This is a genomic window from Streptomyces sp. NPDC047869, assembly GCF_040704065.1.
Lineage (GTDB): Bacteria > Actinomycetota > Actinomycetes > Streptomycetales > Streptomycetaceae > Streptomyces.
This window is the reverse complement of record NZ_JBEYRK010000006.1, coordinates 286,778-301,611: the sequence shown is the minus strand read 5'-3', so window position 1 is coordinate 301,611 and position 14,834 is coordinate 286,778. Positions and strand designations below refer to the sequence as shown.

Here is a 14,834-nt window from a genome sequence, read left to right as displayed (position 1 = left end):
GTGGGCGCCGCGCGGCCTTTTCGACGCGCACAGCCGCTGCGGAAATTAATGCAAGCATGCTTGATTGTTTCTGGGCCCGCTGCCATGCTCCCCCTCATGGCCGACCCGACGCCCGTCATCGATGATCTGCGTGCCGAAAGCGACGAACTCGACCTGCTGGTCGCGGACTTGAGACCGGAGCAGTGGGCCCGGCCCACTCCCGCACCAGGCTGGACCGTCGCTCACCAAGTCGCGCACCTCGCCTGGACCGACCGTTCGGCCCTGCTGGCCGTCACCGACGCCGGGGCCTTTCAGGCGCTGGTCGAGAAGGCGCTGGCCGCCCCCGACTCGTTCGTGGACGAGGGCGCGGAGGAAGGCGCGCGGCTGCCGTGCGCCGAGCTGCTGGCGGGGTGGCGTGCCGGGCGGGACGACCTGGGGCGGGCCCTGCGTGCCGCACCGGCCGGCGGCCGGTTCCCCTGGTACGGGCCGCCCATGTCGGCCGCCTCCATGGCCACCGCCCGCCTCATGGAGACCTGGGCCCATGGGCTGGACATCGCCGACGCCCTCGGTGTGGACCGCCCACCCACCGACCGGCTCAGGCATGTGGCACGGCTCGGGGTGCGGACACGCGACTTCGCCCACATGGTCCACGGACTCACCCCGCCCGCCGAGGAGTTCCGGGTCGAACTCCGGGCGCCCTCCGGGGACCTGTGGGTGTACGGGCCGGAAGACGCCGCCCAGCGGGTCACCGGGCCCGCGCTGGACTTCTGCCTGCTGGTCACCCAGCGTGCCCACCGCGCCGACCTCGCCCTGCGTGCCGAGGGGCCGGACGCCGACCGCTGGCTCGGCATCGCCCAGGCCTTCGCGGGCCCGCCCGGCACCGGCCGCCCGCCGCGGGAGGGCGCCCGGTGAACCCGTTGCGCATCGGCAACTTCTCCGGCTTCTACGGCGACCGCTTCGACGCGCTGCGCGAGATGCTCACCGACGGCGAGGTCGACGTCCTCACCGGTGACTACCTCGCCGAACTCACCATGCTCATCCTCGGCCGCGACCGCCTGAAGGACCCCTCCGCCGGATACGCCCGCACCTTCCTGCGCCAGCTGGAGGACTGCCTCGGCCTCGCCAACGAGCGCGGGGTGCGGATCGTCACCAACGCCGGTGGCCTGAACCCGGCCGGACTCGCGGACCGGATACGGGAGTTGAGCGAGCGGCTCGGCATACCGGCGCGGGTCGCCCATGTCGAGGGTGACGACCTCGGCGCCGCCCACCCCGGCACCCTCGCCGCCCACGCCTATCTGGGCGGCTTCGGGATCGCCGAGTGCCTGCGGGCGGGCGCGGACGTCGTCGTCACCGGGCGGGTGACGGACGCGGCACTGGTCACCGGGCCCGCCGCCGCGCACTTCGGCTGGCGGCCGGGCGAGTACGACCGGCTCGCCGGTGCCGTCGTCGCCGGGCATGTGCTGGAGTGCGGGACGCAGGCCACCGGCGGCAACTACGCGTTCTTCGGGGAGGGCGACGTACGCCGTCCCGGTTTCCCGCTCGCCGAGATCCACGCCGACGGCAGCAGCGTCATCACCAAGCATCCCGGCACCGGCGGCCTCGTCGACGTCGGCACGGTCACCGCCCAGCTGCTGTACGAGACGGCAGGCGGCCGGTACGCCGGGCCGGACGTCACCACCCGGCTGGACACCGTACGGCTGAGCCAGGACGGGCCGGACCGGGTGCGGATCGAGGGGGTGCGCGGGGAGGCTCCGCCGCCGACGCTCAAGGTCGGGCTCAACCGGCTCGGCGGCTTCCGCAACGAGGTCGTCTTCGTCCTCACCGGACTCGACATCGAGGCCAAGGCCGCCCTCGTGCGCGGGCAGCTCACGGACGCGCTCGCCAAGTCGCCGCCCCAGGAGGTCCGCTGGGACCTCGTGCGCACCGACCGCGCCGACGCGGACACCGAGGAGACGGCGAGCGCCCTGCTGCGCCTGGTCGTCCGGGACCCGGACCAGCGGCTCGTGGGACGGGCGCTGAGCGGGGCCGCCGTGGAGCTGGCACTGGGCAGCTACCCCGGCTTCCATGTGCTCGCCCCACCGGGGAAGGGCGCGCCCTATGGCGTCTTCGAGGACGTGTACGTGCCCCATGGCGACGTCGACCATGTGGCCGTCCTCCACGACGGCCGTCGTATCGCCGTGGCACCGGCTGCGGACACGGCCGCACTGGACGCCGTACCGGAGCCGCCGCTGCCCGAACCCCCGCCGCCCGGGCCGGTCCGCCGGGCGCCCCTCGGTCTGGTCGCCGGAGCCCGCAGCGGCGACAAAGGCGGAAACGCCAACGTGGGCGTGTGGGCGCGCTCGGACGAGGCCTGGCGGTGGCTCGCCCACGAGCTGACCGCCGACCGGTTCCGGGAGCTGATCCCCGAGAGCCGGGACCTGCCCGTCACCCGGCACGTGCTGCCCGGCCTGCGCGCCCTCAACTTCGTCGTGACCGGCATCCTCGGCGCCGGCGTCGCCGCGCAGGCCCGCTTCGACCCGCAGGCCAAGGCGCTCGGCGAATGGCTGCGCTCCCGCCACCTGGACATCCCGGAGGCCCTGCTGTGACCGTCCTGCCCTCCGCCCTCGACACCGGCGGCCCCGACTACCTGGCCAACCGTGAGGCCATGCTCGCCAAGCTCGCCGACCTGGAGGCGGAGCACACCAAGGCGCTCGCGGGCGGCGGCGAGAAATACGTCGCGCGGCACCGCGAGCGCGGCAAACTGCTCGCCCGCGAGCGCATCGAACTGCTCCTCGACCCGGACACCCCGTTCCTCGAACTGTCCCCGCTCGCCGCCTGGGGCAGCGATTACACGGTGGGCGCCTCGCTGGTCACCGGCATCGGCGTGGTCGAGGGCGTGGAGTGTCTGATCACGGCCAACGACCCGACCGTGCGCGGCGGCGCCAGCAACCCCTGGAGCCTGAGGAAGGCGCTGCGCGCCAACGACATCGCGCTCGCCAACAGGCTGCCCTGCATCAGCCTGGTGGAGTCCGGCGGTGCCGACCTGCCGTCCCAGAAGGAGATCTTCATCCCCGGAGGCGCCATCTTCCGGGACCTCACCAGGCTCTCGGCGGCCGGCATCCCGACCGTCGCCGTCGTCTTCGGCAACTCCACCGCCGGCGGCGCCTACGTCCCCGGCATGTCCGACCACGTGATCATGGTCAAGGAACGCGCCAAGGTGTTCCTCGGCGGTCCCCCGCTGGTGAAGATGGCGACCGGCGAGGAGAGCGACGACGAGTCCCTCGGCGGCGCCGAGATGCACGCGCGCGTGTCGGGCCTCGCCGATCACTTCGCCGTCGACGAGCGGGACGCGCTCCGGCAGGCCCGCCGGGTCGTCGCCCGCCTCAACCACCGCAAGGCCCATCCGGATCCCCCCTTCGCACAACCACCCAAATACGACAACGAGGAGCTGCTGGGCATCGTTCCCGGCGACCTGAAGACCCCCTTCGACCCGCGCGAGGTCATCGCCCGGCTCGTCGACGGCTCCGACTTCGACGAGTTCAAGCCGCTGTACGGGACGAGCCTGACGACCGGCTGGGCCGCGCTGCACGGCTACCCCGTCGGCATCCTGGCCAACGCCCAGGGCGTGCTGTTCAGCGCCGAGTCGCAGAAGGCCGCCCAGTTCATCCAGCTCGCCAACCAGCGCGACGTCCCGCTGCTCTTCCTGCACAACACCACGGGCTACATGGTCGGCAGGGAGTACGAACAGGGCGGCATCATCAAGCACGGCGCCATGATGATCAACGCGGTCAGCAACAGCCGCGTGCCCCACCTGTCCGTACTTCTGGGCGCGTCGTACGGCGCCGGGCACTACGGCATGTGCGGCCGCGCCTACGACCCGCGCTTCCTGTTCGCCTGGCCCAGCGCCAAGTCGGCCGTCATGGGCCCCCAGCAGCTCGCGGGCGTGCTCTCCATCGTCGCCCGGCAGTCGGCGGCGGCGAAGGGACGGCCGTACGACGACGACGCGGACGCCGCGCTGCGCGCCATGGTGGAGCAGCAGATCGAGTCCGAGTCGCTGCCGATGTTCCTTTCCGGGCGGCTGTACGACGACGGCGTCATCGACCCGCGCGACACCCGCACCGTTCTCGGCCTGTGCCTGTCCGCCATCCACACCGCCCCCTACGAGGGCGCGCGGGGCGGCTTCGGCGTCTTCCGGATGTGAGGCTCATGATTTCGACTCTGCTGGTCGCCAACCGGGGCGAGATCGCCTGCCGGATCTTCCGCACCTGCGAGGAACTGGGCATCCGCACCGTCGCGGTGCACTCGGACGCGGATGCCGGCGCGCTCCACGCGCGCGTGGCCGACACCGCCGTACGGCTGCCGGGCGCGACACCCGCCGAGACCTATCTGCGCGGCGACCTGATCGTGAAGGCCGCCCTGGCCGCCGGCGCCGACGCCGTCCACCCCGGCTACGGCTTCCTCTCCGAGAACCCCGCGTTCGCCCGGGCCGTCCTCGACGCCGGCCTCGTCTGGATCGGCCCGCCCCCGGAGGCGATCGAGGCGATGGCGTCCAAGACGCGCGCCAAGGAACTGATGGGCGTCGCGCCCCTGGGCGAGGTCACCGAGGCCGACCTGCCGGTGCTGGTGAAGGCCGCCGCGGGCGGCGGCGGGCGCGGCATGCGCGTCGTGCGCCGCCTCGAGGACCTGCCGGACGCGCTGGAGGGCGCGCGCGCCGAGGCCGCGAGCGCCTTCGGCGACGGCGAGGTCTTCGCCGAGCCCTACCTGGAACGGGGCCGCCACGTCGAGGTGCAGATCCTCGCCGACACCCACGGCACGGTGTGGACGCTCGGCACCCGCGACTGCTCCCTCCAGCGCCGCCACCAGAAGGTGATCGAGGAGGCCCCGGCGCCCGGACTGACCGCGGGACTCCAGGAGGAGCTGCACACGCTCGCCGTACGCGCCGCGCGCGCGGTGTCCTACGTCGGCGCCGGCACCGTGGAGTTCCTGGTCGCCGACGGCCGCGCGCACTTCCTGGAGATGAACACCCGCCTCCAGGTGGAACACCCCGTCACCGAGGCGGTGTTCGGCGTCGACTTGGTGGCGGAGCAGATCCGCGTCGCGGAAGGCCACCCGCTGGCGAGCGAGCCGCCACGCGCGCGCGGGCACGCCGTCGAGGTACGCCTGTACGCGGAGGACCCGGCCCACGACTGGGCCCCCCAGACGGGCACCCTGCACCGCCTCGCCGTACCCGCCGGGGTCCGCCTCGACACCGGCTACACCGACGGCGACACCATCGGCGTCCACTACGACCCGATGCTCGCCAAGGTCGTCGCCCACGCCCCCACGCGCGCGGAGGCGGTCCGCAGGCTCGCCGGCGCCCTGGAGCGCGCCGCGCTGCACGGCCCGGTCACCAACCGGGACCTGCTGCTGAACTCCCTGCGCCACCCAGAGTTCACCGCCGGCCGCATGGACACCGGCTTCTACGACCGCCACCTCGCCGCCCTCACCGCCCCGGCCCCCGACCCGTACGCCCCGCTCGCCGCCGCCCTCGCCGACGCCCACGGCCGCTCCCGGTTCGGCGGCTGGCGCAACGTGTCCTCCCAGCCGCAGGTCAAGCGGTACGAGATGGCCGGTGAGGAGCACGAGGTCCACTACCGGCACACCCGGCAGGGCCTCGCCGCCGACGGGGTCCGGGTGGTGCACGCCGACGCACGTCTGGTCGTGCTCGACGTGGACGGCGTCCAGCGCCGGTTCGAGGTGGCGCGGTACGGCACGGACCGGGTGTACGTGAACTCCGCCGCGCTCACCGTCCTGCCCCGCTTCCCCGACCCGGCGGCCCAGATCGCCCCGGGCTCCCTGCTCGCGCCGATGCCGGGCACGGTCGTCCGCGTCGCCGACGGGCTGACCGAGGGCGCGACGGTGCGGGCCGGCCAGCCGCTGATCTGGCTGGAGGCGATGAAGATGCAGCACCAGATCTCGGCGCCCGTCACGGGCACGCTCACCGCCCTGCACGCCACGACGGGCCGGCAGGTGGAGCCAGGAACGCTGCTGGCGGTCGTACACGAACTCCAGGAGGCACCATGAGCACTCTGATCGAGTCCGAAGAGCACAAGGCCCTGCGCGCCGCGGTGGCCGCCCTCGGCAAGCGCTACGGCCGTGACTACATCGCCCGGACCGTCGCCGAGGGCCGCCACCCCACCGAACTCTGGGCGGAGGCCGGCAAACTCGGCTACCTCGGCGTCAACCTCCCCGAGGAGTACGGGGGCGGAGGCGGCGGCATCACCGAACTCTCCATCGTGCTGGAGGAGCTGGGCGCGGCCGGCTCCCCGCTCCTCATGCTCGTCGTCTCCCCGGCCATCTGCGGAACGGTGATCGCCCGCTTCGGCACCGAGGAGCAGAAGCGGGCCTGGCTCCCCGGCCTCGCCGACGGCACCCGCCTCATGGCCTTCGGCATCACCGAGCCCGACGCCGGCTCCAACTCCCACCGCATCACCACCACGGCCCGCAAGGACGGCGCCGACTGGCTCCTCACCGGCCGCAAGGTCTTCATCTCCGGTGTCGACATGGCCGACGCCGTGCTGATCGTCGGCCGCACCGAGGACGCCCGCACCGGACGCCTCAAGCCCTGCCTGTTCATCGTCCCGCGGGACGCCGAGGGCTTCCAGCGGCACCCCATCGACATGGAACTCAACGCCGCGGAGAAGCAGTTCGAACTCGTCCTGGACGACGTACGGCTGCCCGCCGACGCCCTCGTGGGCGACGAGGACGCCGGTCTGCTCCAGCTCTTCGCCGGGCTCAACCCCGAGCGGATCATGACGGCCGCGTTCGGCATCGGCATGGGCCGGTACGCGCTCGCCAGGGCGGTCGAGTACGCCCGCGAGCGCACCGTCTGGAAGGCCCCCATCGGCGCCCACCAGGCCATCGCGCACCCCCTCGCCCAGGCGCACATCGACCTGGAGCTGGCCCGGCTCATGATGCAGAAGGCGGCCCACCTCTACGACGCCGGCGACGACATCGGCGCGGGCGAGGCCGCCAACATGGCCAAGTACGCGGCCGCCGAGGCCTGCGTGAAGGCCGTCGACCAGTCCGTGCACACCCTCGGCGGCAACGGCCTCACGCGCGAGTTCGGCCTCGCCTCACTGATAACGGCCTCGCGCGTGTCTCGTATCGCACCGGTGAGCCGGGAGATGATTCTCAACTACGTCTCCCACCAGACCCTGGGCCTGCCCAAGTCGTACTAGGCCGCAGCGGCGGCCGCTTGGAGGAACCGTGTTCCGCAGCGAGTACGCAGACGTCCCGCCCGTAGAACTCCCCATCCACGACGTCGTTCTGGGACCCGCCGCCGGCTTCGGCGACCACCCGGCCCTCATCGACGGCACGGACGGCACCACCCTCACGTACGAGCAGGTGGACCGGTTCCACCGGCGGCTCGCCGCCGCCCTCGCCGACGCCGGCGTCCGCAAGGGCGACGTCCTCGCCCTGCACAGCCCCAACACGATCGCCTTCCCGACCGCCTTCTACGCGGCCACGCGCGCGGGCGCATCCGTCACCACGGTGCACCCGCTCGCCACCGCCGAGGAGTTCGCCAAACAGCTCGCCGACTGCGCCGCCCGCTGGATCGTCACCATCTCCCCGCTGCTGGGGACCGCCCGCCGCGCAGCCGAACTCGCGGGCGGCGTACGGGAGATATTCGTCTGCGACAGCGCACCCGGGCACCGCTCGCTCATCGACATGCTCGCCACCACCGCCCCCGAGCCGGAGATCGGCTTCGACCCGGCCGAGGACGTCGCCGCCCTGCCGTACTCCTCCGGCACCACCGGCGTCCCCAAGGGCGTGATGCTCACCCACCGGCAGATCGCCACCAACCTCGCCCAGCTCGAAGCCCCCGTCCCGGCCGGACCCGGCGACCGCATCCTCGCCGTGCTGCCGTTCTTCCACATATACGGCCTCACCGCCCTGATGAACGCCCCCCTGCGCAAGGGCGCCACCGTCGTCGTCCTGCCCCGCTTCGACCTCGACACCTTCCTCGCCGCCATCGAGACCCACCGCATCACCGGCCTCTACGTCGCCCCGCCGATCGTCCTAGCCCTCGCCAAGCACCCGGCGGTCGCCCGCTACGACCTCTCCTCCCTCAAGCACGTCATCAGCGCCGCCGCCCCCCTCGACGCGCGACTCGCCGCCGCCTGCGCCGAACGCCTCGGCCTGCCCCCGATCGGCCAGGCCTACGGCATGACCGAACTGTCGCCCGGCACCCACGTCGTCCCGCTCGACGCCCTGCACCACGCGCCCGCCGGCACCGTCGGCCGGCTCATCGCCGGCACCGAGATGCGCATCGTCTCCCTCGACGACCCCGGCAAGGACCTCGGCACCGGCGAACCCGGCGAGATCCTGATCCGCGGCCCGCAGGTCATGAAGGGCTACCTCGGCCGCCCGGACGCCACCGCCGCCATGATCGACCCCGACGGCTGGCTGCACACCGGGGACGTCGGGCACGTCGACGACGACGGCTGGCTCTTCGTCGTCGACCGGGTGAAGGAACTCATCAAGTACAAGGGCTTCCAGGTGGCCCCGGCCGAATTGGAGGCCCTGCTGCTCACCCACCCCGGCATCGCGGACGCCGCCGTCATCGGCGCACACGACGACGACGGCAACGAGATCCCGCACGCCTTCGTCGTCCGCCAGCGCGCCGCCGAAGACCTCGGCGAGAACGAGGTCATGCTGCACGTCGCCGAACGCGTCGCCCCCTACAAGCGCGTCCGCCGCGTCACCTTCATCGACACCGTGCCCCGCGCCGCCTCCGGCAAGATCCTCCGCCGACAGCTCCGGGAGCTGCCTTGAGCACCCTCGTCTCACGCACACGCGCGCGTGCCGTCGAAACCCTCAGCCTCGACGCCACCGGCACCCGCAACGCGCTCTCCGCCGCCCTCGTGGACGCCCTCTCCGGCGCGCTCGCCGACTGCGCCAAGGACCCCGGCGTACGCGCCGTGGTCCTCACCCACACCGGCGGCACCTTCTGCGCCGGGGCCGACCTGCGCGACCCGCCGCACCCAGAGGCCCTGGTGGCCCTGCTGCGGCAGATCGTGGAGCTGCCCGTACCCGTCGTCGCCCGGGTCACCGGGCACGTCCGGGCCGGCGGCCTCGGCCTGCTCGCCGCCTGCGACATCACCGCCGCCGCCACCACCGCCACCTTCGCCTTCACCGAGGTCCGCATCGGCGTCGCCCCGGCGGTGATCTCCCTGCCCGTGATGCCGCGCGCCGACCCGCGCGCCCTGGCCCGCTACTACCTCACCGGCGAACGCTTCGACCCGGCCGAAGCCGTACGCCTCGGCCTGCTCACCGTGACCGCCGACGACGTCGACGAAGCCCTCGCCCCCGTCCTGGACGGCCTGCGCCGCTCCTCGCCCCAGGCCCTGGCCGAGACGAAACGGCTGCTCACGGCTAGGGTGCTGGAGACCTTCGACCGGGACGCGGCAGCCCTGACCGCGCTCTCGGCCCGGCTGTTCTCCTCGCCCGAGGCCGGGGAGGGGATGACGGCCTTCCTGGAAAGACGGGATGCGGCATGGGTGGTGTGAGTACGGCGGAACGCGACCGCGTACCCAAACAGGACCGCAGCCGAGCCACCCGGCAGCGGCTCCTGGAAGCCGCCGTGGCCTGCCTCGCCGAACACGGCTGGGCGGGCTCCACGGTCGCCGTCGTCGCCGAACGCGCCGGCGTCTCCCGGGGCGCCGCCCAGCACCACTTCCCGACCCGCGAGGACCTGTTCACGGCCGCCGTCGAGTACGTCGCCGAGCAACGCTCCACCGCCCTGCGCGAACTCTTCCCGGACGGCCCCGCCGACCGGCGCGCCGTCGTCTCCGCCGTCGTCGGCCTCTACACCGGCCCCCTCTTCCGCGCCGCCCTGCATCTGTGGGTCGCCGCCAGCGACGAGGAACAGCTCCGCGCGCGCGTCACCGAACTGGAGGCCCGCGTCGGCCGCGAGTCCCACCGCATCGCCGTCGAACTCCTCGACGCCGACGAGTCCCGCCCCGGCGTCCGGGAAACCGTCCAGGGCCTGCTCGACATGGCCCGCGGCCTCGGCCTCGCCAACCTCCTCACCGACGACACCGCCCGCCGCGAGCGTGTGGTCGCCCAGTGGGCGGCACTCGTGGACACGGCCCTGGACTGAGCCGCTGTCAGTGGCCGAGGCTACGGTTCCGCCATGGGTGACCACTTCCAGATCCTCGTCGACCTCGACGCGACCCCGCAGGACGCGCCGCGACTGGCCCGGCTGCTGACCGACTGGCTGGTCGCCGAGGGCATCGTGCGGGCCGAGCGCACCGACTGCGTCCTCGGACAGCCGCTCGGGCACCCGCCCGGCCCCCACTGGCACCGGGCGGTCGCGCCGGCCGACGCGGACGACGAGCCGTACGACGGCCTGGCCGTGCACACCGGGCGCACCGTCTTCACCGGCGGCCAGGGAGACGCCGGATGGGCCCGCTGCCCCCGCTGCGCCGGCACCGTCCGCCTCTACACCGACGAGTGGGACCACATCGACGAGGCATGGGAACCCTTCGGCCGGGCCATCGACCTCTGGGCCACGACGGGCGCCGCCGACGTCCGCTGCCCCGCCTGCGCCGCCACCGTGCCCATCGCCGACTGGACCTGGGGCGACGACTACTACGCCCTCGGCCACCTCGGCCTCGAATTCTGGAACTGGCCCCCGTTCACCGACGACTTCCGCGCCCGGCTGGCCGGGCGACTGGGCGGCCACCGCACGGTCCACGTCCAGGGCAAGCTCTGACCTCACCCGCCGCGGCCCCGGCGAAGTGAGCGCGGCCACAGGCGCATCCCGCGAACCGCAGTACGCTTTCCCCCATGCTTCCGATGCTCGTCCGACGCCGCCACGTGGACTACGTGCGCGTCACGAGCATGGGCTGTCGGCGCTTCTCCGCCTGACCCAGCCCCCTCTGCGCTTCCTCCCTCTTTCCGGCACCCGGGGGCCGCCACACCCCCGGCGGCCGCCCGTGCCCCGTACACCCAGCGGACGCACCCCATGACGACGCACACCGCGACGAACCCGTCGTACGCCCAGCTCCCCATCATCGACCTCTCGGCCGCCGGCCGCGGCCCCCAGGCCCGCGCCCTGCTCCACGCCCAGCTGCACAGCGCCGCCCACGACGTCGGCTTCTTCCAGCTCGTCGGACACGGCGTGACCCCGGCCGAGACCGACGCGCTGCTCACCGCCATGCGCGCCTTCTTCGACCTCCCCGAGGCCGACCGGCTCGCCCTCGACAACGTGGGCTCCCCGCACTTCCGCGGCTACACCCGCACCGGCGACGAACGCACCGCCGGCGCCCGCGACTGGCGCGACCAGCTCGACATAGGCGCCGAACGCCCCGCCCACGTCCCCGGCCCCGGCGAACCGCCGTACTGGTGGCTGCAGGGCCCCAACCAGTGGCCGGCCGCCCTCCCCGAACTGCGCACCGCCGCCCTCGCCTGGATCGACCGGCTGAGCGCCGTCGCCCAGCGCCTGCTGCGCGAACTGCTGACCGCCATCGGCGCCCCCGCCGGCTTCTACGACCCCGTCTTCGGCGAGCACGCCCACCCGCACCTCAAGCTGGTCCGCTACCCCGGCAGCGCCGGCGACGGCACCGACCAGGGCGTCGGCGCCCACAAGGACTACGGCTTCCTCACCCTGCTCCTCCAGGACACCGTCGGCGGCCTCCAGGTCCAGCGCGCTGACGGCCGCTTCCACGACGTACCGCCGATCGAGGGCGCCTTCGTCGTCAACCTGGGCGAACTCCTCGAGGTCGCGACCAACGGCTACCTGCTCGCCACCAACCACCGCGTGGTGAGCCCGCCCGGAGCGACGGAACGCTTCTCCGTCCCGTTCTTCTACAACCCCCGCCTCGACGCCAGGGTCGAGCCGCTGCCCTTCCCGCACGCCGCCACGGCCCCCGGCGTCACCACCGACCCGGCCAACCCGCTGTACGCCGAGTACGGCTACAACGAACTCAAGGGCAAGCTCAGGGCCCACCCGCTGGCGGCGGAGCGGCACCACGGGGACCTGCTCACCCCGGCGTGACCCGAGCCGCTGAGGACCGCGGGCGACCGCACCGGCGTGCGACCGCCCGCGCCCCTCAGCGGCTCCGTCAGTGGGCGATGTCCGCGTACCCCTCGATGTCCCGCGGGCTGCGCGACCCCGGACCCACGTACTTCGCCGACGGCCGCACCAGCCGCCCCGTCCGCTTCTGCTCCAGGATGTGCGCCGACCACCCGGCCGTCCGCGCACACGTGAACATGGACGTGAACATGTGCGCCGGTACCTCGGCGAAGTCCAGCATGATCGCCGCCCAGAACTCCACGTTGGTCGCCAGCACCCGGTCCGGCCGCCGGTTGTGCAGCTCCTCCAGCGCGGCCTTCTCCAGCGCCTCGGCGATCTCGAACCTCGGCGCCCCCAGCTCCCGCGCGGTACGCCGCAGCACCCGCGCGCGCGGGTCCTCCGCCCGGTACACCCGGTGCCCGAAGCCCATCAGCCGCTCACCGCGGTCCAGGGCCTGCTTTACGTACGTCTCCGCGTCCCCGGTGCGCTCGATCTCCTCGATCATCCCGAGCACCCGCGAGGGCGCACCGCCGTGCAGCGGCCCGGACATCGCACCGACCGCACCGGACAGCGCGGCCGCGACGTCCGCACCCGTGGAGGCGATGACCCGGGCGGTGAAGGTGGACGCGTTCATGCCGTGCTCGGCGGCCGAGGTCCAGTAGGCGTCCACGGCGGCCACGTGCTTCGGGTCCGGCTCGCCCCGCCAGCGGATCATGAACCGCTCGACCACCGAACCCGCCTTGTCGATCTCCCGCTGCGGCACCATCGGCAGCCCCTGCCCGCGCGCGGACTGCGCGACGTACGACAGTGCCATCACGGCGGCCCGCGCAAGGTCCGCACGGGCCTGCGCCACGTCGATGTCCAGCAGCGGTTTCAGGCCCCAGACCGGGGCCAGCATGGCGAGCGCCGACTGCACGTCCACCCGGATGTCACCGGAGTGCACCGGGATCGGGAACGGCTCGGCCGGCGGCAGGCCGGGATTGAAGGCGCCGTCGACCAGCAGACCCCACACGTTCCCGAAGGACACGTGCCCGACCAGGTCCTCGATGTCGACGCCCCGGTAGCGCAGGGCACCGCCTTCCTTGTCGGGTTCGGCGATCTCCGTCTCGAACGCGACGACCCCTTCGAGTCCGGGTACGAAATCGGACATCAGGCGGCTCCTCGTGAATGTCGGCGGCGGTCACCCCGGTGATGCCCCGATCGGCCAGTGGTCACCCAAACCGCGGCGGAACCTGCACCATAACCCCGAGTGCCACAGTTGGGGAGCCCACGCGACACTGAGTGCCACGCGCGTTCGATACGGCAGGATGACCGCGTGACCGACCGCGAACCCACCCTCGACCCGCTGCTGGACCCCGCCGCCATGCGCAAGCAGTACCGGGCCGCGGGCCTCGACGAGAAGGACCTCCCGGCGCACCCGATGGACCAGTTCACCGGCTGGTTCGAGGACGCCGCACGGGCGGCCCTGCACGGCACGCTCTACGAACCCAACGCGATGGTCGTCTCCACCGCGGACGCGGCGGGCCGCCCCAGCTCCCGCACGGTCCTGATGAAGCAGTTCGACACCGACGGCTTCGTCTTCTACACGAACTACGACTCCCGCAAGGCCCGCGAACTCGCCGCCAGCCCCTACGTGTCGCTGCTCTTCCCCTGGCACCCGATCGCCCGCCAGGTCATCGTCACCGGCGTCGCCCGCCGCACCGGCCAGGAGGAGACCGACGCCTACTTCCGGACCCGCCCGCGCGGCTCCCGGCTGGGCGCCTGGGCCAGCGCCCAGTCCTCCGTGATCGCGTCCCGCGCCGAACTGGAAGCGGCCTACGCCGAGCTGGACGCGCGCCACCCGGAGGACGAGGACATCCCGGTCCCGCCGCACTGGGGCGGCTTCCGCATCGCCCCGGAGACGGTCGAGTTCTGGCAGGGCCGCGAGAACCGCCTCCACGACCGCCTGCGCTACACCTGCCGCCCCGACGGCTCCTGGGCCCTGGAACGCCTGAGCCCCTGAGCCCCGAGCGGGGGCGGGAACGCAGACGACCCGCGAGCTGAGGTCCTCAAAGAGGAGCCGGCCGGACGTACCGGCAGCCCGCGGGTCGGGTGACTGCGTTGGTTTCGGGCCGGCTGCGTGTTTCTCGCACACACTGGTCCGGCACCGCACTGAATGTGGTGACGGGCCGCTAGCCCGCAGCCACCTCTTCCGTCCGGTATCCATACATCTGCCGAACCACCTCCTTTCCGAAGTAATAGCCACCCTAAGAAGCGATCCGGGGATGCTCAAGGGATTTTCCGCGGGCCTCGGCCGGCGGGCCGAACGCGCTGGACGGGCCGGAGGGAATGCCCCTAGCTTGCCGGGCATGGGTGATCTCCGGATTCGGGCCGTGGACGGCGACGGCATGCTCGAACAGTGGCGGTACGTGCACAACGTGGTGGTGCCGCCCGCCGCCATGTCGCTCGCGGGCGCGCGGACGCGGGCGGGGCGGTACCGGCTGGTGAACGCCTATCTCGGTGAGGAACTGGTCGGGTGCTCCACCGTCCGGCCGCCGACCGGGGACGAGGCGGTGTCGACCGTCATCGCGCGCGTGCTGCCGGGGTTCCGGCGGCGCGGTTTCGGCGCGGCGATCTACGAGGACGGGCTGGCGCACGCGCGCGGGCTGGGCGCCGAGGCCGTCGAGACGTGTGTGCTGGCGGTGAACGAGGACGGGCTGCGGTTCGCCGGGCGGCGCGGGTTCGTGGAGGTCGACCGGTACGTGCTCGACGGAGAGGACGACGAGTGGGTCGACCTGCGGCTCATGGCGTCGGGCGGACAATGATTGCGGCAATC

At 73.1% G+C, this 14,834-nt stretch carries 13 protein-coding genes; 12 read left to right on the top strand and 1 reads right to left on the bottom strand.

Translation table 11 applies throughout. The features are described 5' to 3' along the window. Positions 1 to 96: 96 nt before the first annotated feature. The 10 genes from AB0924_RS11400 to AB0924_RS11355 all read left to right on the top strand — a co-directional run bounded on the left by AB0924_RS11400 (position 97) and on the right by AB0924_RS11355 (position 12,001). A complete protein-coding gene (locus AB0924_RS11400) occupies positions 97 to 891 on the top strand; it encodes a TIGR03084 family metal-binding protein (RefSeq protein WP_366911215.1) in 795 nt (264 codons plus the stop codon). Continuing rightward, entirely contained in the window at positions 888 to 2,564 is a 1,677-nt protein-coding gene (locus AB0924_RS11395) for an acyclic terpene utilization AtuA family protein (RefSeq protein WP_366911214.1), read from the top strand. The genes AB0924_RS11400 and AB0924_RS11395 overlap by 4 nt, the downstream gene beginning before the upstream one ends. Further along, positions 2,561 to 4,159: a carboxyl transferase domain-containing protein gene (locus tag AB0924_RS11390; protein WP_358930831.1), complete on the top strand. Its 1,599-nt coding sequence runs from the start codon at positions 2,561 to 2,563 to the stop codon at positions 4,157 to 4,159. The genes AB0924_RS11395 and AB0924_RS11390 overlap by 4 nt, the downstream gene beginning before the upstream one ends. 5 nt (positions 4,160 to 4,164) lie before the next feature. Next, entirely contained in the window at positions 4,165 to 6,021 is a 1,857-nt protein-coding gene (locus tag AB0924_RS11385) for a biotin carboxylase N-terminal domain-containing protein (protein WP_366911213.1), read from the top strand. After that, positions 6,018 to 7,178 (top strand): acyl-CoA dehydrogenase family protein, encoded by a 1,161-nt coding sequence (locus AB0924_RS11380; protein WP_366911212.1) that lies wholly within the window; start codon positions 6,018 to 6,020, stop codon positions 7,176 to 7,178. Before AB0924_RS11385 ends, AB0924_RS11380 begins: the two co-directional genes overlap by 4 nt. 28 nt (positions 7,179 to 7,206) lie before the next feature. Next, positions 7,207 to 8,775, top strand: coding sequence for a 4-coumarate--CoA ligase family protein (locus tag AB0924_RS11375; RefSeq protein WP_366911211.1), 1,569 nt, complete (start codon positions 7,207 to 7,209; stop codon positions 8,773 to 8,775). Beyond that, positions 8,772 to 9,509, top strand: a complete 738-nt coding sequence (locus AB0924_RS11370) for an enoyl-CoA hydratase family protein (RefSeq protein ID WP_366911210.1) — start codon at positions 8,772 to 8,774, stop codon at positions 9,507 to 9,509. Before AB0924_RS11375 ends, AB0924_RS11370 begins: the two co-directional genes overlap by 4 nt. Next, positions 9,497 to 10,102 carry a TetR/AcrR family transcriptional regulator gene (locus AB0924_RS11365; RefSeq protein ID WP_358930841.1) on the top strand — a complete coding sequence of 202 codons (606 nt, stop codon included), beginning with the start codon at positions 9,497 to 9,499 and terminating at the stop codon, positions 10,100 to 10,102. Before AB0924_RS11370 ends, AB0924_RS11365 begins: the two co-directional genes overlap by 13 nt. A 33-nt stretch (positions 10,103 to 10,135) precedes the next feature. After that, entirely contained in the window at positions 10,136 to 10,717 is a 582-nt protein-coding gene (locus AB0924_RS11360) for a hypothetical protein (RefSeq protein WP_366911209.1), read from the top strand. A gap of 252 nt (positions 10,718 to 10,969) precedes the next feature. Then, a complete protein-coding gene (locus tag AB0924_RS11355; protein WP_358930845.1) occupies positions 10,970 to 12,001 on the top strand; it encodes a 2-oxoglutarate and iron-dependent oxygenase domain-containing protein in 1,032 nt (343 codons plus the stop codon). Between the two features lie 67 nt (positions 12,002 to 12,068). Here AB0924_RS11355 and AB0924_RS11350 read toward each other — a convergent pair whose 3' ends face one another. Then, positions 12,069 to 13,169 carry a citrate synthase 2 gene (locus AB0924_RS11350; protein ID WP_358930847.1) on the bottom strand — a complete coding sequence of 367 codons (1,101 nt, stop codon included), beginning with the start codon at positions 13,167 to 13,169 and terminating at the stop codon, positions 12,069 to 12,071. A gap of 165 nt (positions 13,170 to 13,334) precedes the next feature. Between AB0924_RS11350 and pdxH the strand changes: the two genes are divergently transcribed. Next, complete coding sequence (gene pdxH, locus AB0924_RS11345) at positions 13,335 to 14,021, top strand: pyridoxamine 5'-phosphate oxidase (RefSeq protein ID WP_358930849.1); 687 nt, start codon at positions 13,335 to 13,337, stop codon at positions 14,019 to 14,021. A gap of 346 nt (positions 14,022 to 14,367) precedes the next feature. Then, positions 14,368 to 14,823: a GNAT family N-acetyltransferase gene (locus AB0924_RS11340; RefSeq protein ID WP_358930851.1), complete on the top strand. Its 456-nt coding sequence runs from the start codon at positions 14,368 to 14,370 to the stop codon at positions 14,821 to 14,823. The last annotated feature ends 11 nt before the right edge of the window (positions 14,824 to 14,834 follow it).

Excerpts from the sequence above, each read along its gene's own strand:
- AB0924_RS11400 (WP_366911215.1), top strand. The coding sequence starts at position 97 with ATGGCCGACCCGACGCCCGTCATCGATGATCTGCGTGCCGAAAGCGAC.
- AB0924_RS11385 (WP_366911213.1), top strand. The coding sequence starts at position 4,165 with ATGATTTCGACTCTGCTGGTCGCCAACCGGGGCGAGATCGCCTGCCGG.
- AB0924_RS11380 (WP_366911212.1), top strand. The coding sequence starts at position 6,018 with ATGAGCACTCTGATCGAGTCCGAAGAGCACAAGGCCCTGCGCGCCGCG.
- AB0924_RS11365 (WP_358930841.1), top strand. The coding sequence starts at position 9,497 with ATGGGTGGTGTGAGTACGGCGGAACGCGACCGCGTACCCAAACAGGAC.
- AB0924_RS11360 (WP_366911209.1), top strand. The coding sequence starts at position 10,136 with ATGGGTGACCACTTCCAGATCCTCGTCGACCTCGACGCGACCCCGCAG.
- AB0924_RS11355 (WP_358930845.1), top strand. The coding sequence starts at position 10,970 with ATGACGACGCACACCGCGACGAACCCGTCGTACGCCCAGCTCCCCATC.
- AB0924_RS11350 (WP_358930847.1), bottom strand. The coding sequence starts at position 13,169 with ATGTCCGATTTCGTACCCGGACTCGAAGGGGTCGTCGCGTTCGAGACG.
- AB0924_RS11340 (WP_358930851.1), top strand. The coding sequence starts at position 14,368 with ATGGGTGATCTCCGGATTCGGGCCGTGGACGGCGACGGCATGCTCGAA.